Below are 26,768 nucleotides of genomic sequence, written 5' to 3'. Positions count from 1 at the left end.
TTGTTATCCGATGCTGAACGGCTGGCCGTACAGGGTGGTCTTGGAGTAGTTGTCGCCGACGATCTCGACCACCGTGTAGGAACGGGCCTGGGCGAAGCCGCCGCAGTTCTGGACCTCGAGCTGGGTGTCCTGGTACTGGACGGAGTACTTGCCGTTCTTCTTGATGTCCTTGCCGGAGACGCCCACGAACTTGACTTGGCCCGCGGAGACCGGGACGGTCAGCGAACCCGAGACCGACGGACCGGTCAGGTCCATCGAGGCGCCGATCGAGCCGCCGAGCCCGGTGATGTCGACCTGGCATCCGACGATGTAGCCGGTGCTGATCCGCGAGACCCCGTGCGTGGACGAGTTGTTGGTGCCCTTGTCATTGGTGGCACCGTTGGACGGCCCGGCCTCGGTTTCCTTGGCGATGCCGGTGACATCGGCGGTGACGGTGCCCGAGACCCATGCGGTGCGGCCTGCGCCGTTGGCGGCCAGCGACGGGGAGATCAGGGCACTCTCGCCGGTGCGGGAGATGACCGCACCCGGTCCTGCCTTCTGCCCGTCGGGCAGCGGCACGAAGGTGTCGGCGTTGGCCGCGCCCGTCGACATCAGGCCGATCGCGACCGCCGCGACCGCGGTTGCGCCCGCCATGCGGGCGCCGCGCACCACGGACATGTTCTTCACACTCAAAGCAATCCCCTCACAAGGAATCTCGACCGGGCAGCTCGGGTGACCGAGGCGGGCGGGGGCGTATCGTTGCCGCCGCGAACAAGAAGTTAGTGAAGGCTAAGCTATTTTGCAATCGCTTGCTTTGGCGTTTGCCCGGTGAATTGGGTCACCCGCGTCGGGATAGCCTTGCTCGCATGGCACCCGACAAGACGCCCGGCCGGGCCGCGAAGCAGAACACCTCGAAGCGGGGCAGCGCCTCGGTCAAGCACCGCGGGCCGATCCTGCTGCGCCGCGATCGCAAGGCGGGCACCAGCACCACCGATCAGCGGCTACTCGATCAGCGCGGTCCGACCGACTGGGTGCACACCGATCCGTGGCGGGTGCTGCGGATCCAGAGCGAGTTCGTCGAGGGTTTCGGGGCGCTCGCGGAGGTGCCGCGGGCGGTGACGGTGTTCGGCTCGGCGCGAACCGGGCCCGATCACCCCGAGTACACCGCGGGCCGTGAACTCGGCGCCGCGCTGGCCGAGGCCGGGTACGCCGTCATCACCGGGGGCGGCCCCGGCGTGATGGAGGCCGCGAACCGTGGCGCCAGCGAGTCGGGCGGCTACTCGATCGGGCTCGGCATCGAACTGCCGTTCGAGCAGGGCCTCAACGAGTGGGTCGACCTCGGCATCAACTTCCGCTACTTCTTCGCCCGCAAGACCATGTTCGTCAAGTACTCGCAGGCCTTCATCTGTCTGCCTGGCGGCTTCGGCACCCTCGACGAACTGTTCGAGGCGCTGACCCTGGTGCAGACCCGCAAGGTCACCCGGTTCCCCATCGTGTTGTTCGGTACCCAGTACTGGTCCGGCTTGCTCGAGTGGATCAAGACGACGCTGGTGGAGAGCGGCAAGATCTCCGAGAGCGACGTCGAACTGCTGCATGTGACCGACAGCATCGAGGAGGCCGTGCGCATCGTCGTCGAGTCGCAGCACGGCGTCGATGCCGCCGAGCTGATGGGCACCGAGGAGGAGTGGTGATCTTCCCGATCCGCACCATCTGTGTGTACTGCGCCTCCGGGCCGGTCGACGAGTCGTACCTGGCGCTCGCGGCGGAACTGGGCACCGAGATCGGCCGACGGGGGATGCGGCTGGTCTCGGGCGGCGGCAACGTCTCGATGATGGGCGCGGTGGCGAGGGCCACCCGCGAGGCCGGTGGCTGGACCATCGGCGTCATCCCGAAGGCGTTGGTGCACAGGGAGGTCGCCGATACCGACGCCGACGAACTGATCGTCACCGACACGATGCGTCAGCGGAAGCAGATCATGGAGGACCGGGCCGATGCCTTCATCACCCTGCCGGGTGGGATCGGCACGCTCGAGGAGCTCTTCGAGACCTGGACTGCGGGCTACCTGGGCATGCATGCCAAGCCGGTGGTCCTGCTCGACCCGGTCGGCCACTACTCGGGCCTGTTGAGCTGGCTGGACGGACTGCGTGACGGCGGCTTCGTGCAGCAGCGGGCCCTCGACGGGCTGCTCGTGACGTCCGGGGTCGGCGAGGCGCTCGACGCCTGCACCACCCCGTGATCGTCGGTCCCTGCATGTCACTATGAAGCCATGACCGAACCCCACCTCGCGGCCTCGCCGACCCTGTGCGGCAAGCCGGTGGCGACCGATCGGGCCCTGGTGATGGCGATCGTCAACCGCACCCCGGATTCGTTCTACGACAAGGGTGCCACCTTCACCGATGAGGCGGCCATGGCGGCCGTCCACCGGGCGGTCGACGAGGGTGCGGACCTGGTCGACATCGGCGGCGTCAAGGCGGGCCCGGGAGACGAGGTGGACACCGCCGAGGAGATCCGCCGGGTGGTGCCGTTCGTGGAGGCGATCCGCGGCCGGTACCCGGACCTGCTGATCTCCGTGGACACCTGGCGCGGCCCCGTCGCCCGGCTGGCCTGTGGTGCGGGCGCCGACCTGATCAATGACACCTGGTCCGGTGCCGATCCGACCCTGGTGGAGGTCGCGGCCGAACTGGGCGCCGGTTACGTCTGCTCGCACACCGGCGGCGCCGTGCCCCGGACCCGGCCACACCGGGTCCGCTACACGGACGTGGTCGCGGATGTGGTCGACGAGGTGGTGACGGCGGCGCAGCGGGCGCGCGATCTCGGCGTCCCCGCCGACGGGATCCTCATCGATCCGACCCACGATTTCGGCAAAAACACCTTCCACGGGCTCGAGTTGTTGCGGCGCGTGGACGTTCTTGTTAACACCGGGTGGCCTGTCCTGATGGCACTGAGCAACAAGGATTTTATCGGGGAGACTCTAGGTGTAGAACTCGCCGAGCGGTTGGAGGGTACGTTGGCAGCGACAGCATTGGCAGCCGCAGAAGGTGCCCGAGTCTTCAGGGTCCACGAGGTCGCATCCACCAGACGAGTGGTCGACATGGTCGCCGCGATCATCGGCACCAGGGCGCCGGCCCGGACGGTCAGGGGGCTGGCATGAGGACGAGCACGAGCGGTGAGCGTGTCTGGTCGGAGGCGAACAGCTGGGACCACCCCGCGTGGAGCATCGCCGACCTGATCGCGGCGAAGGCAGGCCGGACGGTGTCCGTCGTGCTGCCCGCACTGAACGAGGAGAAGACGGTCTCCGCCGTGGTGGACACCATCCATCCGCTGCTCGGCAGCCTGGTGGACGAGCTGATCGTGCTCGACTCCGGGTCCACCGACGAGACCGCGGAGCGGGCCGCTGCGGCCGGGGCCACCGTGGTCAGTCGCGAGCAGGCGGTGCCCGGCCTCGCGCCGGTCCCCGGCAAGGGCGAGGTGCTCTGGCGCTCGATCGCGGCGAGCACGGGCGACCTGATCGCCTTCGTCGATTCCGACCTGATCAACCCCGACCCGGAGTTCGTGCCGAAGTTGCTCGGCCCGCTGCTGACGGTCGACGGCATCCACCTCGTGAAGGGGTACTACCGGCGGCCGCTGCGGGTCAGCGGGACCGAGGATGCGAACGGCGGCGGCCGGGTCACCGAGTTGGTCGCGCGACCGCTGCTTGCGGCGATGCGGCCCGAGCTGACCTCGGTGCTGCAACCCCTCGGCGGTGAGTACGCGGGGACGAGGGAACTGTTGTCCGCGGTCCCGTTCGCGCCGGGGTACGGGGTGGAGATCGGGCTGCTGCTCGACACCTACGACCGGCTCGGGCTCAGCGCCATCGGCCAGGTGAACCTGGGGGTGCGCAAGCACCGCAACCGGCCGCTGGTCGAGCTCGGCGTGATGAGCAGGCAGATCATCGGCACCATGCTCCGCCGGTGCGGTATCGAGGATTCCGGAGCGGGGCTGACGCAGTTCCTTGCCGAGGGTGACTCGTTCGTGCCTGTGACCACCGAGGTGTCGCTGGCGGATCGGCCGCCGATGAACACGCTCAGGCCGTAGGCGGGCGGGTCACCGGGTTGCGGCGCATGTCGGACCGCCGTGACAGGATCGGATCATGTTCACGGTGCTGCTCTATCTGCTGATCATGGCGCTGGTCGGTGGGCTGTTGTTCCTGGCCGCCTCGGCGGTGTTCGGACGCGGTGAGGAGATGGCCCCGCTGCCGCCGGGGACCACCGCCACCATGCTCCCGGCCGAGGACGTCACCGGCGCCGACGTCCGCGCGCTGCGGTTCCAGCAGACCGTGCGCGGGTACAAGGCCGCCGAGGTGGATTGGGCACTCGATCGGCTGGGTCGCGAGATCGATTCGCTGCGGGGCGAATTGGCGAGCCTGCGCGAGGCGCCGGTCTCCGGGCCGGAAAAGCCATGAGCGGGGACGCGTCCTACGACGGCCGGACCAGGTGCCCGTGGGCGGTCGACGGGTCGGGATCGCGGATCTACCGCGACTACCACGACCAGGAATGGGGTGTGCCCCTGCGAGGTCGGGACGAGCTCTTCGAGCGGCTGTGCCTGGAGGCCTTCCAATCGGGGCTGTCCTGGATCACCGTGCTCCGCAAGCGGGAGGCGTTCCGCTCCGCGTTCGCGGGGTTCGACGTCGAGGCGGTTGCCGCGTTCGGAGCCGACGATGTCGAGCGACTGCTCGCCGATCCGGGAATCGTCCGCAATCGGGCGAAGATCGAGGCCTGCACCGCGAACGCGAGGGCCGTGCTCGAGATGACGGACACCGATCTCGACTCGCTGCTCTGGTCGTTCGCCCCCGAGCCACGCCCGAGCCGGTTACGCACCGTCGACGAGGTGCCCGCGGTGACCGCGGAATCGACGGCGATGGCCAAGGAACTCAAGCGCCGGGGATTCAAGTTTGTGGGTCCCACCACGGCTTATGCCCTGATGCAGGCGACCGGGATGGTCGACGATCACCTGCTCGATTGCTGGGTGGAGGTGCGCCGCTGAGCCCGGTTTCCGGTCCGCATTCGATCGGAAACGAGACTCAGGTTCCCGGCATTCCTTGCAATAGGGAAGAATGGCACATGTGATCCCCGACAACAGCTGTCGGGGTACCGACGGTAAGCCTAGGCGCAGAGCTTGTCAGCGCAGATCTGGAGGGAGCAGGTAATGGCGGCCATGAAGCCCCGGACCGGTGACGGTCCCCTCGAAGCCACCAAGGAAGGGCGAGGAATCGTCATGCGGGTTCCGCTCGAGGGTGGAGGTCGGCTCGTCGTCGAGCTGACCCCGGAAGAAGCCGCCGCGCTCGGAGACGAGCTGAAGGGCGTCACCAGCTAACTCCTCGCAAGGTTCGGTGCGGTGCCCTTGCCGGACTCGGACCTTCAGGCATACGGCCCCGCTTGCCACCTCGGCTCGCGGGGTCTTTGCGGTGCAATCGACAGAGAGGCGGACCGATGCTGGCCGAGGTCGTCGGGCTGCTCGCCTGCCCACACTGCGGCGGCGGACTGGACGTCGCCGACCGCACCCTGCTGTGCGAACAGGGACACAGCTTCGACATCGCCAGGCAGGGCTACGTCAGCCTGCTGTCCGGGGCCGCGAAGTTCACCGGCGACAGCGCCGAGATGATCGCGGCCCGTGCCCGATTCCTCGACGGCCACCATTTCGACCCGCTGATGGACGCGGTTGCGCGCGCGTGCGCCACCGCTGTCCCGGCGGACCCGGCGGTGCTCGAGGTCGGCGCGGGTACCGGGCATTACCTCGCCGCCGTCCTCGACGCCCTGCCCGCCGCGCGGGGTATCGGTGTCGACGTCTCCAAGGCCGCCGCGCGATGGCTCGCCCGCAGCCATCCCCGGGCCGGCTCGGTGGTCGCCGACATCTGGACCCAGCTGCCGGTCCGCGCGCACGCCCTCAGCCATGTGCTGTCGATCTTCGCCCCGCGCAACGCCGCGGAGTTGCGCCGGGTACTGCGGCAGGACGGAACGCTGATCGTGCTGACCCCGACGGATCGGCACCTGCGTGAACTCGTGGACCTGCTCGGCCTGGTTCGGGTGGACGAGAACAAGACGGTGCGCCTCGGCGCCAGCATGTCCGGGTACTTCGAGCGGGCTGACCGGGTCGCCGTCGAGTACCCGATGACACTCTCGCGCACCGATGTCGACAGCCTGATCGCGATGGGCCCGTCGGCGCGTCACCTCGGCGACGAGGCGCGGGCGCAGCGTATCGCCGGGTTGCCCGAGACCTCGACGGTGACGGCCTCCGTCACGATCAGCAGCTACCGCCCGGTCCCGGCAGCCGGCTGACGCCCGCCGTAGCCCTGGGCCGCGGCCTCGTAGACCGCGAGGGTCTGCTTGGCGATCTCCTCCCAGGAGAACTCGGCGATCGCCCGTTCCCGGCCTGCCCGGCCCATCGCGGCCGCGCCGTCGCGGTCGGAGGCGACCGTGTTGACCGCCGCCGCCAGCGCGTGCTCGAACGCCTCCGGCTCGTAGGAGTTGTAATGCACCAGCGTCCCTGTGACGCCGTCCTCGACCACCTCGGGAATGCCGCCGACGTCCGAGGCCACCACGGCGGTCTCGGTGGCCATCGCCTCCAGGTTCACGATGCCGAGCGGCTCGTACACCGAGGGGCACACGAACACCGTTGCCGCGGAAAGAATCTCCCGGACCTGTGCGGTGGGCAGCATCTCCCTGACCCAGAACACGTTGCGCCGTGCCTCGGACAGCTTCGCGACCGCCCGCTCGGTCTCCTCGGCGATCTCCGCGGTGTCGGGCGCACCGGCGCACAGCACCAGCTGCACGTCCGGGTCGAAGTCGTGGGCCGCCGCGATCAGGTGGCCGACGCCCTTCTGCCGGGTGATCCGGCCGACGAACGCCGCGATGGGAGCGTCCGGGTCGACGCCCAGATCGCGCAGGACGGAGGTCGGGCGTTCGCCGCCGAAGTCGGGGTACCAGACATCGGTGTCAATCCCGTTGCGCACCACGTGCACTCGATCCGGATTGACGAACGGGTAGGCGTCGAGCAGGTCGAGCCGCATGCCGGCGCTGACGGCGATGATGGCGTCGGCGTACTCGACCGCGTTGCGTTCGGACCAGGAGGAGATGCGGTAGCCGCCGCCGAGCTGCTCGGCCTTCCACGGGCGCCGGGGCTCGAGCGAGTGCGCGGTCATGATGTGCGGCAACCCGTAGAGCTCGCCTGCGAGGTGGCCCGCAAGGCCGGTGTACCAGGTATGCGAGTGCACCACGTCGGCCGCGGCCGCGGCCTGCGCCATCCGCAGCTGCGCCGACAGCATGGTCAGCGCGGGGTTCGAGCCTGTCAGAGCGGGATCGGGCCGGTGCACGATGGCACCCTCACGGGGCTCGCCCATGCAGTGCACCTCGACATCGCAGAGCCGCGTGAGCTGGGCCACGAGCTCAGTGACATGGACCCCCGCGCCACCGTAGATCTCCGGGGGGTACTCCCTGGTCATCATCGCAACCCGCACGCGATAAACGTAGCCGCCGAGCCGACTTGGGGCTACCGCTGGCGGGGGTCAGGCGCGGCCGATAGGTTGACAGGGTGAGGAGCCAGCCGCATGTGCTCGGAATCGTGCTCGCCGGAGGCGAAGGGAAACGTCTGTACCCCTTGACCGCTGACCGGGCCAAGCCGGCGGTGCCGTTCGGCGGGGCCTACCGCCTGATCGACTTCGTGCTGAGCAACCTGGTCAACGCCGGCTATCTCCGGATCTGCGTGCTGACCCAGTACAAGTCGCATTCCCTCGACCGCCACATCTCGCAGACGTGGCGGCTGTCGGGTTTCGCGGGGGAGTACATCACCCCTGTCCCGGCGCAGCAGCGGCTCGGCCCGCGCTGGTACACCGGCAGTGCGGACGCGATCTTCCAGTCGCTCAACCTGGTCTACGACGAGGACCCCGAGTACATCGTGGTGTTCGGCGCCGACCATGTGTACCGGATGGATCCCGAGCAGATGGTCCAGCACCACATCGACTCGGGTGCGGGGGTCACCGTGGCCGGGATCCGGGTACCGCGCAGCGAGGCGTTCGCGTTCGGCTGCATCGACAGCGACGAGTCGGGCCGGATCACCCAGTTCCTGGAGAAGCCGGCGCATCCGCCCGGTACCCCGGACGACCCGAACGCGACGTTCGCGTCGATGGGCAACTACGTGTTCACCACGAAGGTGCTGGTGGACGCCATCCGCGCCGACTCGGAGAACTCGGACTCCGACCACGACATGGGCGGCGACATCATCCCCGCGCTTGTCGCCGCCGGGATGGCCAATGTCTACGACTTCAAAGACAACGTGGTGCCCGGCGCCACCGACCGGGACCGCGGGTACTGGCGTGACGTCGGCACCCTCGACGCGTTCTACGAGGCGCACATGGACCTGGTGTCCGTGCACCCGGTGTTCAACCTCTACAACCGGCGCTGGCCGATCCGCGGCGCGGCGGAGAACCTGGCGCCCGCCAAGTTCGTGCAGGGCGGGCTCGCCCAGGAATCGGTGGTGGGCGCCGGCTGCATCCTGTCCGCCGCGACCGTGCGCAACTCCGTGCTCAGCTCCAACGTGATGGTCGACGACGGTGCCACCGTGGAGGGCAGCGTGTTGATGCCGGGCGTCCGCGTCGGCAAGGGCGCGGTGGTGCGGCACGCGATCCTGGACAAGAACGTGGTGGTCGGTGAGGGCGAGATCATCGGTGTCGACCTCGAGCGCGACCGGCAGCGGTTTGCGATCAGCCCCGGCGGCGTCGTCGCGATCGGCAAGGGCGTCTGGATCTAGGGCATCTCTCCCAATCGCGTCGTCCGCGGCCGGTCGGGTAACGGTTCGGTGTGCCGGTTCGCCGCGGCGTCTCGGATGAGTAACGAGATCTTCGTCCGTAATCCCTGAATCTCGCCTGCCTGGTCTAATGGAATGCACAGAGACAGAATGGATTTCGACAGCGAGTACGCACCAACCCAAGATCCGCCGGCCACCCGTACCGGTCAGTCGTACACGCGCGCGGGGGCCCAGAGTTTCGGGACGCGCGATGAGCGAAGCAGTGCTGGGGCTCTCCGTGAGCAGAAGCGAGCCGGCGCAACCCCGCCTCGAGCCGGTGCAGCGAATCGGCAACGAGGCTCGCGGTGGTGGTGTCGTTCTCCACGGGCTGCTCGCGATTGCGACGTTGACACCGGCGCAGGCCGCGCTGCTTGTCACCGATGTCATCGATCAGCTCGAGCTGGTGCGGAGCCGGGACGGCTACCCCATCCTCCTGGACCACGCGGTGACGGTCTCCGACCGGGGACAGCTCGCGATCGATTGCACCGGGAGTGCGCAGTCGTGGCACGACGTGGACGACGCGGTGGCGGGTCTGCTTCGAAGTATCGCGACGAACTGTCGTGATCACGCGCTCGCCGACCGGTTGGACGAATCGATCGCCCGAACAACAGATCTGGCCGACCTGGCGCAGAGGGTTCGCGGCGCGGTCGCAACGGAGCTCGACCCGTCCACGGTGCGAAGGACGCGGTGCCAGCTCGCGGAGCTCGTCTCGGCGACCAAGGGACGGGCGCTCTCGGACGACCGGGCGGTGACGGAGCCCGCGAACTCGCAGAGCCCGCCGTCCCCTGCGGCCGGATCGTCGCTCGCCCCGAAGGGCTGGTATCCACCCGTCGGGAACCCGTGGCATCGCAAACGGAGACGGCTGTCGCGTCGCCGGGGTGTACTCGGCCTGATATCGATCCTGCTGCTCGTCGGGGTGGTGTGGGCGGCGCCAGGTGCGTGGTCGGAGCTGAGCCGCGGCTGGGATGCCCTTCTCCATCCGGTGAACCTGTCGGAGCAGAATCACATCAGTCCGGTCTCGCCGCCGCCACCCACGCCCGAGGCAGACCAGGCGACCTCGCCGACCGCGCAGGGAACCGCCGAGCCGGGTCCGGTCGACACCGGGCTTCCTGGCAGGGCCGGGCCGATCACCCTCGTCACCGCCACCTTCGCCAACGGGGAATGCGCGACGGGACAACCGTGCACCATCCGGGTCGACGTCCACGTCGATCCCGCGGCGAATCTCGGCGCGGTGACCTGGCATTCGAGTGTGTACGACCGATGCTCCGGAGCCGTCCTTCCCGGCAATGACGTCACGATGCACGTGCCGCCGGGTGGGCAGCAGGTGTATGGCATCACCAGGGTCGTCCTGCCGCCCGCCCCCGCGCTTGCCGTCGCCGCGCTGACCAGCGCCCCGGCGAACGCCGCGTCGGAGCCTGTGTTCGTGCCCGCCGCGAACGCACGTTGTTGAGGTGGGGGTCGTATGCAGGCACACAAGCGAGAATCAGACCCCTGGCTCGTCGCGGCGGCGATCACCCTCGTCGTTCTCGGCCTGCTCAACCTGGTCTCGACGGGGAAGACGACGGATGCCGTCCGTCACGCACTCTTCGCTGCCATCGGCCTCGGTGCGATGTACGCGATATCGCGCCTGCGGACCAGCAACCTCCGGCGATTCGGCTGGTCGTTGTACGCAGCTTCGGTCGTCCTGCTCGCTGCGGTGCCACTCATCGGGATCGCGACCAAGGGTGCCCAGCGCTGGCTGAACTTCGGCCTGTTCACCGTTCAACCGTCCGAGCTCGCCAAGTTGGCACTGGTCATGGTCCCCGCGGCGATCTTGGCGGGTGGGTACACCCTCGGCCGGTTCGCGGCTGCCCTTCTGATCTCGAGTGTGCCGATCGGCCTCGTCGCGCTGCAGCCCGACCTGTCGACGGCGGTGGTGCTCGCCTCGACCGTGATACTCATGCTGATCCTGGCCAGGGTGCCGATGCTGCCCCTGTTACCGCTGTTCGCGCTCGGGATCGCGTCGTTACCCCTTGCCGTGCTGTTTCTCCGGCCCTACCAGCTCGAGCGCATTCACGTGTTCCTGTCGAGCAACGCCGACCCGCAGGGGTCGGGGTGGGCGGCGTTGCAGGCGGACATCGCGATCGGCAGCGGCGGGTGGTTCGGTCTGGGGCGTGAACCGTTTTACGACCTGAGGGCCGAGTACCTTCCGGAGTCGGAGCACGACCTCGCCTTCGCGAGCCTCGTGTACGGATGGGGTCTGTTCGCCGGTCTGGCAGTAGTGGTCGCCACGATGATCATCGTGTGGCGGGCCGCGCTGGCCGCCCGAACGGCAAGGACAAGGGAAGCCGCCCTCGTCGCGGCCGGGATCGGTGGGCTGTTCGGAGTGCAGGCCGTGGTCTCCATCGCTCAGAGCCTCTCGCTCCTGCCGCACACCGGCATGCCGATCCCGCTGTTCAGCTACGGGGGCACGGCCGCAATCGTCGGATTCGTTGCGATCGGGCTGGTGCTCGCGATCCGCAGGGACGGCGTCACACGTCCCCTGTGGGCCACCGAGTCCAGGCGGCGCCGCCTGCCCAGGGGAGTGTCGGCAGGAGCCGTCACGGTCACGGCGATGCTCCTCGTGCTGTCGGTGTTCGCGTGGCAGCTGCAGAGCGGTCGGGGTACGGAGTTGCGCGCGATGAGCGACGTGCAGATGGAGCGGTGCATCCGCCTCCCCGCCGAGCGTGGTCACATCCTCGACCGCAACGGCGAGCCGCTGGCGTACAACGTCCCCGAGTACGCCGTCGCGGTGGTTGCCCGAATGTTCGACCGTGACGACGGGCCCGTGCGCGCCGAACTGGCCGCGCTGCTCGGCGTCACGCCGGAACAGCTGGCGGCGACTCTGGAGAGCGGTGGCGAGGAGTTGGAGGTCGTACTGGGACGGGTCACCGCCGAGCAGGCTCGGCGAATCGTGGACGCCCAACTCCCGTGGGTGCTCGTGTATCCGACCGGGCGCAGGCACTACCCGCACGGGGCATCGCTGGCATCCGTCCTCGGGTATGTCGGGATGGCGGACCCGCAGGACATGGCACGCTGGCCGCACCTCGCCCTCGGATCGCGGGTCGGCAAGGCGGGACTCGAGAAGGAGTACGACGCGCTGCTCCGAGGCACCGACGGCAAGCAGTGCATGTTCGTCGATCCGTCCGGGCGTCTGGTGGCCACCGGAGACCGGGTGGACCCGGTGCGGGGACACGACCTGCGGTTGCACCTCGACATGGGGATGCAGCAGCTCGCGACCGATGCGCTGACCGACGCGGTGCGCAGCAGTGGGGGCGACATGGGTGCGGCGATCGTGATGGACGCCCGCACGGGGGCGGTGCTGACGCTGGCCAGCGTGCCCGGGTTCGACAACAACGTCTACGGTCCCCCGGTCGACGCGGTTGCGCTGGCGGCACAGACCGAGGGCCCCGGGCCGGGACGGATGCTCAACCACGCCGACCAGTCCGCGGCACCGCCGGGCTCGACCTTCAAGATCGTCGTCGCGGCGGCGAACGCGAAGTACAACGTGCTGTCGCCGGACGCCGAACTCGCAGGCGGTGCGTCGTACACCTATGGAGGTCACACCTTCGCGAACTGGCAACCGATGGGACCGAACAGCTTGGTCGGGGCGATCCAGTGGTCGGACAACGTCTACTTCTACCAGCTCGCGGAACTCCTCGGCCCCGAGCGCATCGCGGCGACCGCCGCAGAGTTGGGTGTGGGCGAGGAGTCGGGGATCGACCTGCCGGGCGAGGCCGCGGGCTTCCTTGGCACTCCGGAGAACGTCGCCAGCATCGGGGGAACCTGGTATCCGGGATCGACGCTGCTGATGGGTATCGGACAGGGCACCGTCAGTGCGACTCCTGTGCAGTTGGCGCGCTGGACGTCGGGCATCGCCACCGGCTCGACGGTGACCCCCCAGTTGGCTGCGGCGTACGGGCCGGACGCGTTGCCCATTCCTACCGCCGAGCCTCGTCGACTGTCCTTCGCGGACCAACTCGGCCCCGTGCGAGCGGGGATGCGGGCATCTGCCGCAGCCGGTACCGCCGGGCAGCTTGCCACCTTGCCGGTCGCGGCGGGCGCCAAGACAGGAACGGCGGAAGATCCGTCGGCGCCAGGGAAAGGCCTCAATGCCTGGTTCTCCGCGGTGGTGCCCTTCGACGCTCCCGAGATCGTGGTCTCGGTGCTGGTCCGTGGTGGTGGTTTCGGATCGGCGACATCCGGGCCCGTCGCCAAGAAACTCCTCGAGCGTTACCTCGCGCCACGGGCCGTGGTACCGAACCGCTGATCACTGATCCACCGCGGGGCGCTCCTGATGCGCGCTGGTCAGTCGCTGTAGGCGGCAACCACTTCGGGGTGGTCGAGACAAGCAGTCGCACCTTCGGCGACGCAGGTCAGCGGGCGCTCGGCCGTCTTCACCGGGAGCCCGAAGGACTCTTCGAGCAGCTGTGACAGGCCGCGCAGCATCGACCCACCGCCGAGCACCAGGAGCCCCTCGGACATCACGTCACCGATCGCCTGCGCGGGAATGTCCTCCAGGCACTCGGCCAGTGTCTGCACAATCCCAATTGCGGTCGGCCGCAGCGCATCCACGATCTCCTCGGTCTCGAGCGTGACCAGACGTGCCCGGCCGGTCACGGCGTCGCGGCCCTCGACGACGAGCGACTGCCCCTCGGCGGTCTCGGGCGCACCGACCTTCACCCGCTCAGCGGTGAGCTCGCCGACGATGATGTTGTGCTCGGTCCGCAAGTAGTGAGACAGCGCGTTGGTCAGTTCATCCCCGCGAGTCGGCAACTGCGATGCGAGAGCATGCCGCCGAAACAGAATGCGGTGACTTCCGAAGTGCCGCCGCCGATATCGACGACGAGGTGGGCGCGGGGTTCGAGCGGGTTGATCCCGCAGCCGAGTGCCCCCGCGACCGGCTCGGGGATCAGCCCGACCTTGCGCAGACCGGCCTCGTGTCCGACCTCGAGTAGTGCCCGACGCTCGAGCGAGGTGGCGCCCGCAGGAACGGAGAAGACGCCCTTCGGCCGCAGACCGTAGTGCCTGCTCGGGGCCGCGCGCTTGATGACGGCCGTGACGAATGCCCTGGCCGACTCGAGGTCCACGATCACCCCATCGCGCATCGGACGAACGGGCGTGACTCCCACGGGATTGCGGCCTACGAGGTCCCGCGCGTCGATGCCGATCGAGAGCGCGTGGTGCGGATCCTTCTCTCGAACGAGCATGAACGATGGCTCGTTCAGGACGATGCCGTCTTCGGGGTGCCGACGACAGTGTTGGTGGTTCCGAGATCGATACCAAGTCCGCTCACGTCGGCCTCCGAGAGGTGTTCCAGCGAGATGGTTTGATCGTACGCAGCGGCTCCGAGGTTCGGTCCATATCGCGCTGACTCGTCAAAGATCTCGCGAATCTGCTCCAACCCGGTGGCGTCGCTCCATCGGCGCGGGCGTGTGGATCTAGCCCGCGGTCGCGCGCACCGGCTCGGAGGACCTCATCAGCTCGGCCCACGACTCGACGTTCGGATGGCGCTTGAGCAGCGCACGGCGCTGACGCTCGGTCATCCCGCCCCAGACACCGAACTCGACACGGTTGTCGAGGGCCTCGGCGCCGCACTGGACGATGACGGGGCACCGGCGGCACGCAGCGGCCGCCTCGCGCTGGGCGGCGCCGCGCACGAACATCTGATCGGGGTGTTCGGCGCGGCACAGCGCGCGCTCCACCCAGGTGTGTGGCAGGGCGAGGCGCGGACGGTCGCAGTCAGCGGGGGCGGAGCCCCCGACTCCGATCGGGGGCGGTCTGAGCAGATCACGAGACCTCATGGTGCCCCCGATCCAGTCCCTCCGATAGCCGTTCAACCGGAAGTTGGTCAACTGTCCATCTCTGGGTAACGGTACGGATCCGGCGGGACCCAGGGAGGGTGCCTATTGACGGAGGTCCCGTCGTCGGAACGCGATCAGGCCGGCGACGAGCAGCGCCGCATCGATCGCCAGGAGCCACACCAGCGGGGTGGCCTCGAACTCCGCGCCGGGCAACTTGGGTGTGTGGCTGAAGGGTTGGAGGTCGAGCACCCACTGCGGGACGCCGGAGATGGAGCCGAGCAGGAACAGGGCGACGAAGGTCACCAGCACGCCCCACGCCACCGGGGTGAAACGCGGAACCAGTCCGAAGAGCAGCACCGTCACGGCCGCCAGCATCCAGACCGCGGGCAGCTGCACGAGCCCGGTGGCGAGCACCCCGGGTAGCTTCCCTCCGACATCGCCCGCCGCGATTCCGTATGTCACCCCGGCCACCAGCCCGGCGGCGAGCAGGGCGACGGCCGGGCCAGCGATGGCGAAGACGATATGGCTTGCGGCCCATCGGATCCGGCCGACCGCGCCGGAGGTCACCGACTCGGCGCGCTGCGCGGTCTCCTCGCCGTGGAGCCGCAGCGCCGAGGAGATCGCGAGGGCCGCGGCGCCGACCGCGAGCATGGTGAACGCGATCGTGATGAACGCGTCCTCGAGCGCCTGCGTTCCGCCGATCCGGCTGACGATCTCCAGTACCGCGTCGCTGCCACCGAGTTCGTCGCCGATCCCGTGTACGACGCTGCCGATCAGCAGGGCGTACAGACCGATCCCGACAGTCCAGGCGATCACCGTGCCGCGCTGCAGCCGCCAGGCAAGGCCGAACGGGCCGCTCAGCGTCCCCGTCGCCGTTGGCGAGCCCAGACGCTCGGCGATGACCCCCGCGCCGACGTCCCGCCTGCGCAGCAGCGCATACGCCACCGCGGTGAGCGCGACCGCCGTGGTCAGGTGCAGCAGCAGCACCCACCAGCGGTCGCCCGCGTACGGGCGCACCTGCAGCGACCAGCCCAGCGGCGACAGCCAGGACAGCGCGGCCGGTCCGGCGTCGCCGACGGCACGGAGCGCGAAGGCGGTGCCAAGGACGGCAAAGGCGATGCCGCGGGCGGTGCGGGCGCTGGTGCTCAGCTGCGCCGCGACGGCGGCGACCGCGGTGAACACGATCCCGGACGCCGCCAGCGCGAGCCCGAACGCGATCGAGCCTGCGCGCGGCACGTCGGTGCCGAGCAGTCCCACCGCGCCGATCAGCCCGGTCGCGATCGATGCGCCGAAGGCGACCAGCAACGCGGCGGTCAGGCCGGCGTACCGGCCGACGACGGTCGAATCGAGTAGCTCCGTCCGACCGCTCTCCTCCTCCGCCCGGGTGTGCCGGATGACGGTGAGGATCACCGCGATGGCGATCAGCGTGTAGAACATCCCGGCTTTCCAGATGCCGACGGCGCCAAGGCTGTCGTTGTAGATCTCGCCGTACATGGCGCGTTGCGCCGGGCTTCCCATGATGGTGGCCGCGAAGGCAGCGCGGTCCGACTCGGTGGGGTAGATGCTCTCGATGCTGCCCATGTAGACGGGCGCCAGCGGCAGCGAGAGGAGCAGCACCCACAACGGCAGCACGATCCGGTCCCGCCGGAGGAAGAGCCGGACGAAGCCGAGGGTTCCTGTGAAATTCGATGTCCCGCGCGGGACCGCCGCGGCCGGATGCCGGGGGCCCGCGACCGTCGCGGTGCTCATGCCGACACCTTCTCCCCGGTGTGCTCGGGTCCCTCGACCTGGTAATGGCGCAGGAACAGTTCCTCGAGCGTCGGCGGCTTGCTGACCAGGCTGCGCACCCCGGCATCACCGAGCACGCGGATCAGCTCGCCCAGGTGCTCGCTGTCGACCTGGCAATGGAGCGTGTGATCGTCGATCGAGACGTCCTCGACGCCTGCGAGCCTGCTGAGGTCGCCCGGGTCGCCCGTCAGCTCGGCGCTGATCGAGGTGCGGCTCAGGTGTCGCATCGACGACAGCGAGCCGCTCTCCACCGTCTTGCCCGCGCGGATGATCGTCACCCGATCGCACAGCGCCTCGACTTCGGACAGGATGTGGCTGGACAGCAGCACGGTGACGCCGCGGCTGGCCGCCTCGGCGACACTCTTGCGGAAGACCTGTTCCATCAGCGGGTCCAGGCCGGAGGTCGGCTCGTCGAGCAGGAGCAGCCGGGCGTTGGACGACAACGCCGAGATCAGGGACACCTTCTGCCGGTTGCCCTTCGAGTAGGTGCGCGACTTCTTGCGTGGATCGAGGTCGAAGCGCTCGATGAGCTCGGAGCGCCTGGCTTCGTCGATGCCGCCGCGCATCCGGGCCAGCATGTCGATGGTCTCGCCGCCGGTCAGCGACGGCCACAGGGTGACGTCGCCCGGCACGTAGGCCAGGTCGCGGTGCAGGGTGACGGCGTCGCGCCACGGGTCGCGGCCCAGAACCGTTGCGCTGCCCGCGGTGGCGCGCAGGCTGCCGAGCAGCACCCGGATGGTGGTCGATTTGCCCGCGCCGTTGGGGCCGAGGAAGCCGTGCACCTCGCCTGGCGCGACCTGCAGGTCGAGGCCGTCGAGGGCACGGATCTGGCCGAAGGTCTTGACCAGGTCGCGAACGTCGATCAGTGGGGTCGTCATGGCATCTCCTCGGTCGGGGATTCCGTGTCGGGATGGGTGGTGGGGTCGTCGGCCTCGGTGGCCAGGAACGCGTCGAGCAGCGAGGAGTCGGTGAAGATCCCCTCGGCGTACATCTCGAGTGCGGGCAGGGTGATCTCGTCCGAGAGGTCGCGGATGGCCGTTGCGTAGTCGAGCGTGCCCTCCCGGTCCGCTCGTATCTGCAGGTAGAGCAGCAGCGCGCCGACGTTGTTGAGGGTGAGGTACCGCGCGCGCGCCTTCGGGTCGCGGCTGGCTCGCAGCTTGCCGGAGCGCACGCCGATCGCGAGGTACTCCTCGGTGTCGGCCACCATGTGTTCGAAGAGGGACTCCGCGAGTCGGCCGCCGGCCTGGAAGCTGCGCACCATGTACGCGACGACCGGCGCGTACTGCTCGAGTTCGCTCAGCGCCGCGATCGCGCCCGCTGGGCCGGGCGTCGACATGGCCTGAGCCTTCTGCTCCCGGATGATCTCGAGAACGTGCGCGTCGCATTCGGCGCGCAGGCCCTCCTTGGAGCCGAAATGGTGATTCACCAGTCCGGGGGAGACGCCCGCCGCGGTCGCGATGGCGCGGACGCCGGTGACGAAGCCCTGCTCGCCGAAGACCCGGATCGCCGTGTCGCGGATCCGCGCACGGGCGGTCAGGTCCCGGTCGGGGGTAGGGGAGTCGGCCATTGCTGAACGCATGTTTAGTAGATTAAACACTCGTTCAGTTGCTCGGCAAGGGTCTCCCGTCAAGACGCCGTAAAAATTCGCCGACGCAGGTGGGAGGCTGTGCAGCTACTCCGAACGCGACGCGCAGAGCAGGCCGTCGCCGACCGGCAGGAGCACCTTCGTCAAGCGGTCGTCCTCCGCGATCGCCCTGGCGGCCGCACGCACGGCCAGTGTGGTCGCGTCGCGCTGGCTTGGGTCGGCCACGCGCCCACCGAGCAGCGCGTTGTGCAGGACGATCACCCCTCCTGGTCGGAGGAGTCGAACCCCCTCGGCGACGAACTGCGGGTGGTCGGCGGGCGAGGTGTCCACGAATACCAGGTCGTAGGCGGCGTCGGCGAGGCGGGGGAGCACGTCAAGGCCCCAGCCGTTGATGAGCCGGGTTCGGCCGGGCGCGATCTCGCCGGACCGGAACGCGTCCTTGGCGGCCCGCTGGTGCTCCGGCTCGGTGTCGATGGTGGTGAGCACCCCGTCGGCACGCATGCCGTCGAGCAGCCACAACCCGCTCACCCCTGCGCCTGTCCCGATCTCCACCACGGTCTTGGCGTCGAGCATCTGGGTGAACAGGCTCAACAGCGCGCCGACCGACGGCGGAACCGGAGTCGCGCCGAGATCCTCCGCCCGTTCGCGTGCGAGCGTGAGGACCGCGTCCTCCAGGACCGATTCCTCGGTGTGAGCCAGCAGCTGCTCGGCGTTGTTGTGCACGAATCCGAGGTTATAGCCGACCCGCTGCGCTGGAGTCGAGGCGCGCACGTGATTTTGGCCGCTGACCCGCAGATTCTCAGCTGAACCTCAGGTTGCTCACACATCTCACACATTTGGATCGGAAAAGGTAGGGGCACACGAGATCGCTGACCGCCCCGGAAGGGGGTACCGGACGACACCGACGCGAGGGAACAAACCCGACATTGTGGGGGTTGTGCCTTTTATTCGTATCGTCCTGTGCTCGCTCACCAGCTGTCCTTAGCAGGAGGTTTCCACAATCTCGATGGTCAACGCCGTACCCGCCTTCGATGCGGAATTCACCGAGTCGGTGCCGATGGGCGGCCCCGACGCCGCCGATCTGAGCGGCACCGCCGCCTTCGACGCCACCGGCGATCAGACCAGCATGCCTTCATGGGACGAGCTCGTCCGTGAGCACGGCGACCGGGTGTACAGGCTGGCCTACCGGCTCTCGGGCAACGCCCAGGACGCCGAGGACCTCACTCAGGAGACCTTCATCCGGGTGTTCCGGTCGCTCTCGAACTACCAGGCGGGCACCTTCGAGGGTGGTTGCACCGGATCACCACGAACCTGTTTCTCGACATGGTGCGGCGCCGCAACCGGATCAAGATGGAGGCGCTGCCCGAGGACTACGAGCGGGTCCCGTCCGACCGCCCGAATCCCGAGCAGATCTATCACGATGCCCGGCTCGATCCGGAGTTGCAGTCCGCGCTGGACTCGCTGGCCCCCGAGTTCCGTGCCGCGGTGGTGCTCTGTGACGTCGAAGGCCTGTCATACGAGGAGATCGGTGCCACACTGGGAGTCAAGCTCGGTACCGTACGCAGCCGAATCCATCGTGGACGGCAGGCGCTGAAGGAGTATCTGACCGCGGTGTCGGGGACAGGGAAGATGACATTCGCATGACCGTGCAGGAGGGTTGGATGACGCAGGCCCGGAAACCGCGCCGCTTCAGCTCTACCGAACATCTGGCCAGTGAGGCGATTGCGGCGTACGTCGACGGCGAACTGCAGATGAACGCCTACTTGCGGGCCGCGCAGCACCTGTCGGTGTGTCCGGAGTGCGCGGCCGAGGTCGACGCCCAGCACCACGCGCGCGGCGCGCTCCGCCAGGCCTCCGAGATCAGCATGCCCAGTTCGCTTCTCGGCATTCTCAGCCAGATCCCGATGTGCAACCCGCTCCCGGACGTCGACGCAACGGCTCAGGGCCGCGGTCGTCGCTTCGCCGAGCGGTCCGGCTTCCGGCGTCCCGACGGCAAGGCAGGCGCCGTGCTCGCGGCGATGGTCACCTCGTACTCGTTCGCGTCGTCGTGGCGCAGGCGGCGCTAGTCGCCACCGCGTCGGTGATGATGCGACGCACCGCGTCGGTGAACCCGCGTCGCGCCGCGTCGGTGATACTGGGATCCGTGACTGACGCCAACGAGGGGTACACAGCCGCGTGAACTCGGATCCCACATCCCCGGCCGCCGGCGCGCTGGATGCAGCAGCCGAACAGGATTCGGCACCGCCCCGGCTGGCACCGCGACCGCTCTACCGTCCCACCGTCGATCCCGCGGCCGCCGCGGCCTTCGGGCGGCCCGACGGTGTCGACTCCTCCTTCGCGCCCGGCGCGGACCGCACCGCGGATCCGAAGGTCGCCGTCCGGCGTCCCGATCCGGTGCTCGCCGAGGCCTTCGGCCGCCCGGCAGGTGAAACCGAGTCGATCCAGCGCGATCCGTCCGCGGGCGACTCCGACGAGGCGGCGGACGAGGCGCCTGCCGATCCGTGGCGGGATCCGGATGCGCCGGCACGACTCGGTTCCCCCGCCCTCGATGCCCCCGCTGCCGGGGATCTGCCGCCCGCGCCAGCCCTCGGCATTCGCGACGTTCTGCTCGGCGAGCGCATCGCGCCGCGGGCGCTGGCCGCGCTGGCAGGCGTCGCGTTGGCGATCGGCCTGGTCGGCGGCATCATCGGCCGGGTCACGGCCGAGAATGTCGGTGCACTGACCAGTCAGCGGGTCGAGCTGACGCAGTCGAGCGGCGACGACGCCGAACTCGGCCAGGTCGCAAAGGTCGCCGAGGCGGTGCTCCCGTCGGTGGTGTCCATCCAGGTCGCGCTCGGTGAGCAGTCCGGCACCGGCTCCGGCGTCGTGATCAACGGCGAGGGCTACATCGTCACCAACAACCACGTGATCTCGATGGCCGCGACGAACCCGGACGCGGCAACGCTCCGCGTCGTCTTTGCGGACGGCACCAAGGCGCCCGCACGCGTCGTCGGCCGCGACACGAAGACCGACCTCGCGGTGCTCAAGGTGGACGTCGGCAACCTGACCGTCGCCGAGCTCGGCCGGTCAGCGGACCTGAAGGTCGGCGACGACGTGGTGGCGGTCGGTTCGCCGCTGGGTCTGAGCAAGACGGTCACAAGCGGGATCGTCAGCGCGCTGCACCGCCCGGTCCGGCTGTCCGGCGAGGGCACCGACACCGATGCGGTCATCGATGCCGTCCAGACCGATGCCGCTATCAACCCCGGCAACTCCGGCGGACCGTTGGTGGACCGCGAGGGCCGGGTGATCGGGATCAACTCCGCCATCCGAAGCGAGAGCGGGGATCGGTTGGCCTGGGGTTCGCCATCCCCGTCGACGACGTCACCGCGGTGGCGCAGGAACTGATCCGTACCGGATCAATGCATCACCCCGAGATCGGCGTGAACGCGCGGTCGGTGACCAACGAGCAGACCAGTGGCGCCGAGGTTGCGAACGTCAAGGAGGGTGGGCCAGCGCAGCAGGCCGGGATCATCGAAGGCGATGTCATCGTCAAGGTCGGTGGGCGTGACGTGACCAGCGCGGACGAGCTGGTGGTCGCGGTGCACCAGCAGGCTGTAGACCAGCCGGTTCCCGTGCAACTGGTGCGGGCGGGCCGGACGGTCGAAGTCCAGGTCACGCCCGCTTCGGACTGAGCGGCGCCGTCGGAGGGCAGCGGTATGCGATGTGAATTCGGCACTGATAGCGGCGCGGATCGCCGTGGGCACGTAGGCTGACCCGGTGTTTGGCAACATTGGCTGGGGCGAGTTCATGGTCCTACTCGTCGCAGCGCTCGTGATCCTCGGACCCGAGCGGTTGCCCGGTGCCGTCTCCTGGGTGACGAAGTCGCTGCGCCAGGTCCGCGACTACGCGGGCGGCGCGACGCAGCAGCTCAAGGACGAGCTCGGTCCCGAGTTCGAGGACCTGCGCAAGCCGCTCTCCGATCTGCAGCAGCTCCGGGGGATGACGCCGCGCTCGATGATCACCAAGCATCTGCTCGACGGCGACGACTCGATCCTGACCGGGAACTTCGACGCGAAGCCGCAGAGCAGCGGCGGGCCCGGCGGCAGCGCCCTGCCCCTACGCCGCAACGCGAGTCGACCCCCCTCGCCTCCGGCGAGCGCCCGCCGTACGACGCCGACGCGACGTAGCGTCGCACGGAACCGATGACGGCAGCGCCGCGCACACCTGGGTGCGAGTTTTCGTCGTGATCCGCAGGTCGCGGTCTGGCTTGCCTGTGGATCCTTCGCTGACGGTCCGTCGACGAATGGTTCCGTGACATGACCAATCCACGGGATCCGATCTTTGACGGGGCCGAGCGTCGTGATTGCAACCCGGCTGGCCACGGCGAATCGACTTTCGACTTCCTCAACCGGGTATCCGGTGACTACTGGCATCAGCCGCGCCAGTTGATGCAGACATGGGCCGACCACATCACTGATGACGAGGACTACAACGACCTGTGTCAGCGGTTCAGGTCCGGCAAGGACGATCAATTTCGAAGCGCATTCCTGGAGTTGTACATCCACGAGTGTCTGATGCGATCGGGTTTCGCCGTGACCGTTCATCCGAGCGTGCCGCATACGCCACGTCGGCCCGACTTTTACGCTGAGCGTGATGGATTCGGCCTCTATCTGGAAGCGATCGCTCCTGGCACCAGTGCAAAAGCGGAAGCTGCCGCTAATCGTCGCGCAGTGCTGCTGGATACCGTGAACCAACTCAGAGACCCCAACTTCACGCTGTGCCTCGAGCGGCTTCGGGAAGGTCCGAACCCGCCCGCATCGGCACGGCTACGCAATGATCTGCGTGGTTGGCTTGCCGGCTTGAACCCGGACGACTACTCAGACCTTGAACATGCGCCTCAGCGGGACTGGCAGCATGGAGGTTGGGCCACGACATTCAAGGCAATCCCCAAAAGGGAGCACGCGCGCGGTGTCCGGTCATCCGACCGAGCGATAGGTGTGTACGCCTACGGGGAAGCGAGCTTCATCGACGATGCCCCTGCAATCCGCCGCGCGCTGGACGTCAAGCACCATGCATATGGTGACCTGAGTATTCCGTTTGTCGTCGCGGTCGGCACCTATATTCACGACTCAGATTATTGGCACAGTACGAACGCGCTCTACGGCAATGACGCTATCCAGTTTGGTCAAACTGTGGATGGCGAGACAGTCACTCGAGCGGTGCGGCAGCCTGATGGGTACTTCGGAGTTCCCCCAGATTGGCAGAATCGAAACGTCTCCGCCGTGCTGTTGGTTAATCAGCTAATGCCGTACCACGTCCACAAAGCCGAAACCACGCTGTGGCGACACCCCAATCCACTCCACCCGCTACCCGACGTCCTCGGATTCCCCGGTGTGACAGTTGGCTGGGACGGCGCCCATCCCGTCGCGACACCGTCGCCGATCACTGCAGCGAATCTGTTCGGGTTGTCTGAACCGTGGCCGCCCGGCGAGCCCTGGCCGAAATCCATCCCAGAGGGACTCACTCCGTAGGTGATCGGCTACGAACGGGTGCACTACGACCAGTCCGCGATTTGGTTACGACTCGGACTGTTGGCACGCTGTTGAGTGCTGAATTTCCCTACTTGCGTCGGATGCGCCCGCGCGTCCGGTATCGGCCGCCATCTCGCTAGCGGACGGAATCATCGGGAATCCAGTCGCTGGTCGCCGGGTTCCGGTGGAAAGCAACGAATATCGAGCCCTCGTCGCCGGGGCGTTCCGGATCGAACAGGACCTGTGTCGTGCCCTGGTCCGGTGCCCGGTGCAGGCTCGGAACCCTTCGCGTGACCCACCGTGTTACGCCCTGGGCGTCGGTGAACGTCACCGTCGCGTCGATACCCGCGATCGACACCGAGCCGTCCTCCTGAGGACTGTCGACGAGCACGTTGACGTCGGCGATGATGCCCGGCACCCGTAGCCCGCGTGCCAACAGCCGGTCACGCTCCGCGAGTTGGACGTTCTGCCTGCGGAACCCGGAAACGGTCCGCGACACCGCCGCTCCGGTCGTCACCAGCAGGAGCAGGGGAATCCAGATCTCGGTGTAGTAGCCCACCCAGGCGAGCGGGCTCCACGGCGTCTCGGTCAGGGTGACCGGGTCGATGGCCGCGCCGACCTGCGCCGGTGGCCACCAGTTCAGGGTGGACACCGAGAAGCCGAGGGTGATTCCCGCCCAGCCGGCCGCGGCCATGAGGCCGGGGCAGCGGTGGCGCCCCAGGAAGGTCGCGAGGTCGTGGGACATCCCGATGCCGAACAGGACGTAGCCGAAGGCCGCCCCGAACGGCCACCATAGCCATGTCGGAGCCTCGTCGAACCGGGCCTCGTCGGCGAACGCGGTGTCGATGACGGCGTGCCGGAAGATGTCGGCGACACAGGCCAGGCCGTAACCCAGCAGCGCCGCGCAGGCCACGAACACCGCGAACCGGAAGCAGAGCCAAAGCAAAAAGGTGGGGCTGCCGCGCTGGGACTCGAGCTCGTCGTGCCGCCGCCGCGCCGGATCCAGTGTGCTCAATGCCCCCGCCTCGTCCACCGTCCAGGAAGCCACACTCTATCGAGCGCATTCGGCGTAGCGTCCAGCCATGGGAACCACCCAGGGCGCCCGCAACCAGCTGTGCCACGCAGACGGTGACGTCTGATGCGCGATGTCCTCACCGAGCTGATGGCGATCTGGCGTGCGGGCGGGACCGCGGGTGTCGGCACGGTGGTGCAGACCTTCAGGTCGGCACCGAGGCCCCCGGCGCGGCGATGGTGGTCGCCCCCGACGGCACCGTGGCCGGCTCGGTCTCGGGTGGCTGTGTGGAGGGCGCCGTATACGAGCTCGCCCGAGACGTGGTCGAGTCCGGCCTGCCGGAGCTCGAGCGGTATGGCGTCACCGATGACGATGCCTTCGCGGTGGGGCTGACCTGCGGCGGCATTCTCGACATCTACGTCGAGCCGGTCTCCCGCCGCACCTTTCCTGAGCTCGCCGAGGTCGCCGCGGACATCGAGCACGAACGCCCGGTGGCCGTGGCGACCGTGATCGAGCACCCACAGACCGCGTGGGTCGGGCGCCGGATGATCGTGCGGCCGGACGGGATCGGTGGAACGGTCGGTTCGGCGCGTGCCGACTCCGCGATCGGCGATGACGCCCGAGGTCTGCTCGCGGCGGGACGGACCGGGGTACTCACCTACGGTCCCGACGGGCAGCGGCGCGGTGAGGGTATGCGCGTGTTCGTCGCGAGTCATGCCCCGAGTCCACGCATGCTCGTCTTCGGCGCCATCGACTTCGCCGCGGCGGTGGCCCATCAGGGCGCTTTCCTCGGCTATCGCGTCACGGTGTGCGACGCCAGGGCGGTGTTCGCCACGCACACCCGCTTCCCGACCGCGGACGAGGTCGTCGTCGACTGGCCGCACCGCTACCTGCAGTCGCAGATCGACGCCGAGGCGATCGACGGGCGCACGGTGATCTGCGTGCTCACCCACGACCCCAAGTTCGACGTCCCGCTGCTGGCGCTTGCGCTCCGGCTGCCCGAGGTCGCCTATGTCGGGGCGATGGGGTCGCGGCGTACCCACCGCGATCGGCTTCAGCGCCTGCGCGAGGCCGGGCTCGGCGAGGCGGAGTTGGCACGGCTGTCGAGCCCGATCGGACTCGACATCGGGGCCCGCACGCCCGAGGAGACCGCGGTGTCCATCGCCGCGGAGATCATCGAGCTGCGCTGGGGCGGGGGCGGCGAACGGTTGACAGCGATCGAGGGCCGGATCCACCACGACGAGACCTCCTGACCGGGGCCTGCACGAGTCGTGTGCGGACCGTTTGTGCTGATCGCTCGGGGCGCTTGACACCCCCGGTGGACCGGTCGAGTCTGGATTTGTCCCCATGCGATGCGAGGTGGATCAGATGCAGGTCCCTGGACCCTTTGAATACGAGCGAGCGACGAGCGTGGTCGACGCGATCGGACTGCTCGAACGACTGGGGAGCGAGGCCCGACTGGTGGCCGGTGGCCACAGCCTGCTCCCGATGATGAAGCTGCGGCTGGCGAACCCCGAATACCTCATCGACATCAACCCGCTGCACGACGAGCTGGGTCACATCACGGTGGAGCCGTCGGGCGTGCGGATCGGTGCGATGGTGCGACACCGGGAACTGCTCGAGTCCGCGGAACTGGCCGCGCTGTGGCCCATCTTCCGGGACGCCGAGCGGGTGATCGCCGACCCGGTGGTGCGCAACCGCGGCACGATCGGCGGATCGCTCTGCCAGGCGGACCCGGCCGAGGACCTCAGCACGGTGTGCGAGGTGCTCGACGCGACCTGCGTGCTGCGGGGGCCGGGCGGCGAGCGCTCGATCGGCATGTCCGAGTTCCACCTCGGGCCATACGAGACCGCCGCGGCGGACACCGAGATCCTCACCGAGATCCGGATTCCCTTCCGCGATCACGGGTCGAATGCCTACGCGAAAGTGGAAAGACGCGTAGGGGATTGGGCGATCGCGGCGGCGGGTGCCGCGGTGTGGTTGGACGGACCGGTCGTCGTCGAGGCGAGGATCGGTCTCACAGCGGTGAACGCCGACCCGTCCGGATTCGGCGAGGTGTACGAGTTCCTCATCGGCAAGCCGTGCACCGACGAGGTCGCCCTCTATGCAGGCGATCTGGCATCACGGCACTGCGAACCGGTCACCGACGCGCGGGGGACCGCGGAGTACAAGCGGCACCTGGCCAAGGAACTCACCCGCCGCGCGCTGCGGACGGCCGCCGGACGGGTCCACTAGCGAGGGCAGGTCGGGGGACC

Annotated in this window: 22 protein-coding genes and 5 pseudogenes; 18 read left to right on the top strand and 9 right to left on the bottom strand. The window is 68.6% G+C overall.

Translation table 11 applies throughout. From position 1 onward, the window contains the following. Positions 1–3: 3 nt before the first annotated feature. Positions 4–657 carry an MspA family porin gene (locus tag BTZ20_RS19245; protein WP_189636687.1) on the bottom strand — a complete coding sequence of 218 codons (654 nt, stop codon included), beginning with the start codon at positions 655–657 and terminating at the stop codon, positions 4–6. Positions 658–845: 188 nt separating this feature from the next. Here BTZ20_RS19245 and BTZ20_RS19240 point away from each other — a divergent pair, with 188 nt between their 5' ends. The 8 genes from BTZ20_RS19240 (at position 846) to BTZ20_RS19205 (ending at position 6,293) form a co-directional block, all read left to right on the top strand. After that, complete coding sequence (locus BTZ20_RS19240; RefSeq protein WP_077042454.1) at positions 846–1,670, top strand: TIGR00730 family Rossman fold protein; 825 nt, start codon at positions 846–848, stop codon at positions 1,668–1,670. Next, positions 1,667–2,215: a TIGR00730 family Rossman fold protein gene (locus tag BTZ20_RS19235; protein ID WP_411269085.1), complete on the top strand. Its 549-nt coding sequence runs from the start codon at positions 1,667–1,669 to the stop codon at positions 2,213–2,215. The genes BTZ20_RS19240 and BTZ20_RS19235 overlap by 4 nt, the downstream gene beginning before the upstream one ends. 30 nt (positions 2,216–2,245) lie before the next feature. Beyond that, positions 2,246–3,130: a dihydropteroate synthase gene (gene folP, locus BTZ20_RS19230; RefSeq protein ID WP_077042452.1), complete on the top strand. Its 885-nt coding sequence runs from the start codon at positions 2,246–2,248 to the stop codon at positions 3,128–3,130. Next, positions 3,127–4,053: a glucosyl-3-phosphoglycerate synthase gene (locus BTZ20_RS19225; RefSeq protein WP_077042451.1), complete on the top strand. Its 927-nt coding sequence runs from the start codon at positions 3,127–3,129 to the stop codon at positions 4,051–4,053. The genes folP and BTZ20_RS19225 overlap by 4 nt, the downstream gene beginning before the upstream one ends. 55 nt (positions 4,054–4,108) lie before the next feature. Then, complete coding sequence (locus tag BTZ20_RS19220; protein WP_077042450.1) at positions 4,109–4,420, top strand: DivIVA domain-containing protein; 312 nt, start codon at positions 4,109–4,111, stop codon at positions 4,418–4,420. After that, positions 4,417–5,001, top strand: a complete 585-nt coding sequence (locus BTZ20_RS19215; RefSeq protein ID WP_077042449.1) for a DNA-3-methyladenine glycosylase I — start codon at positions 4,417–4,419, stop codon at positions 4,999–5,001. Before BTZ20_RS19220 ends, BTZ20_RS19215 begins: the two co-directional genes overlap by 4 nt. A 162-nt stretch (positions 5,002–5,163) precedes the next feature. Next, the gene (locus BTZ20_RS19210) at positions 5,164–5,331 is read left to right on the top strand and encodes a DUF3117 domain-containing protein (RefSeq protein ID WP_003931055.1); all 168 of its coding nucleotides are present in this window, start codon (positions 5,164–5,166) and stop codon (positions 5,329–5,331) included. Positions 5,332–5,447: 116 nt separating this feature from the next. Further along, complete coding sequence (locus tag BTZ20_RS19205; RefSeq protein WP_077042448.1) at positions 5,448–6,293, top strand: putative RNA methyltransferase; 846 nt, start codon at positions 5,448–5,450, stop codon at positions 6,291–6,293. Here BTZ20_RS19205 and glgA read toward each other — a convergent pair. Next, positions 6,266–7,471, bottom strand: coding sequence for a glycogen synthase (gene glgA / locus BTZ20_RS19200; RefSeq protein ID WP_077042447.1), 1,206 nt, complete (start codon positions 7,469–7,471; stop codon positions 6,266–6,268). The two genes, BTZ20_RS19205 and glgA, sit on opposite strands and share 28 nt — an antisense overlap. Positions 7,472–7,545: 74 nt before the next feature. On the opposite strand from glgA, the gene glgC reads away from it, so the two are divergent. The 3 genes from glgC to BTZ20_RS19185 all read left to right on the top strand — a co-directional run bounded on the left by glgC (position 7,546) and on the right by BTZ20_RS19185 (position 13,084). Then, positions 7,546–8,760, top strand: a complete 1,215-nt coding sequence (glgC, locus tag BTZ20_RS19195) for a glucose-1-phosphate adenylyltransferase (protein ID WP_077042446.1) — start codon at positions 7,546–7,548, stop codon at positions 8,758–8,760. Between the two features lie 247 nt (positions 8,761–9,007). Next, positions 9,008–10,246 (top strand): hypothetical protein, encoded by a 1,239-nt coding sequence (locus BTZ20_RS19190; protein WP_077042445.1) that lies wholly within the window; start codon positions 9,008–9,010, stop codon positions 10,244–10,246. 12 nt (positions 10,247–10,258) lie between these two features. Beyond that, positions 10,259–13,084 carry an FtsW/RodA/SpoVE family cell cycle protein gene (locus tag BTZ20_RS19185; RefSeq protein WP_077042444.1) on the top strand — a complete coding sequence of 942 codons (2,826 nt, stop codon included), beginning with the start codon at positions 10,259–10,261 and terminating at the stop codon, positions 13,082–13,084. Between the two features lie 38 nt (positions 13,085–13,122). On the opposite strand, the pseudogene BTZ20_RS19180 reads toward BTZ20_RS19185, so the two are convergent. From BTZ20_RS19180 to BTZ20_RS19155, 6 genes and pseudogenes are all read right to left on the bottom strand, one after another. After that, a pseudogene (locus tag BTZ20_RS19180) lies at positions 13,123–14,110 on the bottom strand (rod shape-determining protein). Between the two features lie 145 nt (positions 14,111–14,255). Then, positions 14,256–14,618: a WhiB family transcriptional regulator gene (locus tag BTZ20_RS19175; protein WP_083742964.1), complete on the bottom strand. Its 363-nt coding sequence runs from the start codon at positions 14,616–14,618 to the stop codon at positions 14,256–14,258. A 102-nt stretch (positions 14,619–14,720) separates the two neighbouring features. Continuing rightward, positions 14,721–16,367 carry an ABC transporter permease gene (locus BTZ20_RS19170; protein ID WP_077042443.1) on the bottom strand — a complete coding sequence of 549 codons (1,647 nt, stop codon included), beginning with the start codon at positions 16,365–16,367 and terminating at the stop codon, positions 14,721–14,723. Further along, entirely contained in the window at positions 16,364–17,284 is a 921-nt protein-coding gene (locus tag BTZ20_RS19165; RefSeq protein WP_077042442.1) for an ATP-binding cassette domain-containing protein, read from the bottom strand. The genes BTZ20_RS19170 and BTZ20_RS19165 overlap by 4 nt, the downstream gene beginning before the upstream one ends. Further along, positions 17,281–17,985, bottom strand: a complete 705-nt coding sequence (locus BTZ20_RS19160; protein ID WP_077042441.1) for a TetR/AcrR family transcriptional regulator — start codon at positions 17,983–17,985, stop codon at positions 17,281–17,283. The genes BTZ20_RS19165 and BTZ20_RS19160 overlap by 4 nt, the downstream gene beginning before the upstream one ends. A gap of 93 nt (positions 17,986–18,078) precedes the next feature. Next, a complete protein-coding gene (locus tag BTZ20_RS19155; protein ID WP_189636508.1) occupies positions 18,079–18,714 on the bottom strand; it encodes an O-methyltransferase in 636 nt (211 codons plus the stop codon). 334 nt (positions 18,715–19,048) lie between these two features. Between BTZ20_RS19155 and sigE the strand changes: the two are divergent. From sigE to BTZ20_RS26885, 5 genes and pseudogenes are all read left to right on the top strand, one after another. Then, positions 19,049–19,635, top strand: a pseudogene (gene sigE / locus BTZ20_RS19150) (RNA polymerase sigma factor SigE). Between the two features lie 17 nt (positions 19,636–19,652). Beyond that, on the top strand, positions 19,653–20,057 hold the full coding sequence (locus BTZ20_RS28380; RefSeq protein ID WP_145982354.1) for an anti-sigma factor family protein: 405 nt from the start codon (positions 19,653–19,655) through the stop codon (positions 20,055–20,057). A 109-nt stretch (positions 20,058–20,166) separates the two neighbouring features. After that, positions 20,167–21,662 (top strand): annotated as a pseudogene (locus tag BTZ20_RS19140) (trypsin-like peptidase domain-containing protein). Between the two features lie 85 nt (positions 21,663–21,747). Further along, positions 21,748–22,157 (top strand): annotated as a pseudogene (tatB, locus tag BTZ20_RS19135) (Sec-independent protein translocase protein TatB). Between the two features lie 129 nt (positions 22,158–22,286). Next, complete coding sequence (locus BTZ20_RS26885) at positions 22,287–23,501, top strand: hypothetical protein (RefSeq protein WP_145982353.1); 1,215 nt, start codon at positions 22,287–22,289, stop codon at positions 23,499–23,501. A 136-nt stretch (positions 23,502–23,637) separates the two neighbouring features. On the opposite strand, the gene BTZ20_RS19130 is transcribed toward BTZ20_RS26885, so the two are convergent. Beyond that, positions 23,638–24,516, bottom strand: coding sequence for a hypothetical protein (locus tag BTZ20_RS19130; protein WP_145982352.1), 879 nt, complete (start codon positions 24,514–24,516; stop codon positions 23,638–23,640). Between the two features lie 123 nt (positions 24,517–24,639). On the opposite strand from BTZ20_RS19130, the pseudogene BTZ20_RS19125 reads away from it, so the two are divergent. Both BTZ20_RS19125 and BTZ20_RS19120 read left to right on the top strand, forming a co-directional pair. Further along, positions 24,640–25,766, top strand: a pseudogene (locus tag BTZ20_RS19125) (XdhC family protein). A 115-nt stretch (positions 25,767–25,881) separates the two neighbouring features. Continuing rightward, complete coding sequence (locus BTZ20_RS19120; protein ID WP_077043831.1) at positions 25,882–26,748, top strand: FAD binding domain-containing protein; 867 nt, start codon at positions 25,882–25,884, stop codon at positions 26,746–26,748. Positions 26,749–26,768 lie beyond the last annotated feature (20 nt).

The organism is Rhodococcus sp. MTM3W5.2 (genome assembly GCF_001984015.1).
GTDB classification, from domain to species: Bacteria; Actinomycetota; Actinomycetes; order Mycobacteriales; family Mycobacteriaceae; genus Rhodococcus_G; species Rhodococcus_G oryzae.
Note: the sequence above shows the minus strand (reverse complement) of the source record. Positions and strands in the feature narration are given on the sequence as shown.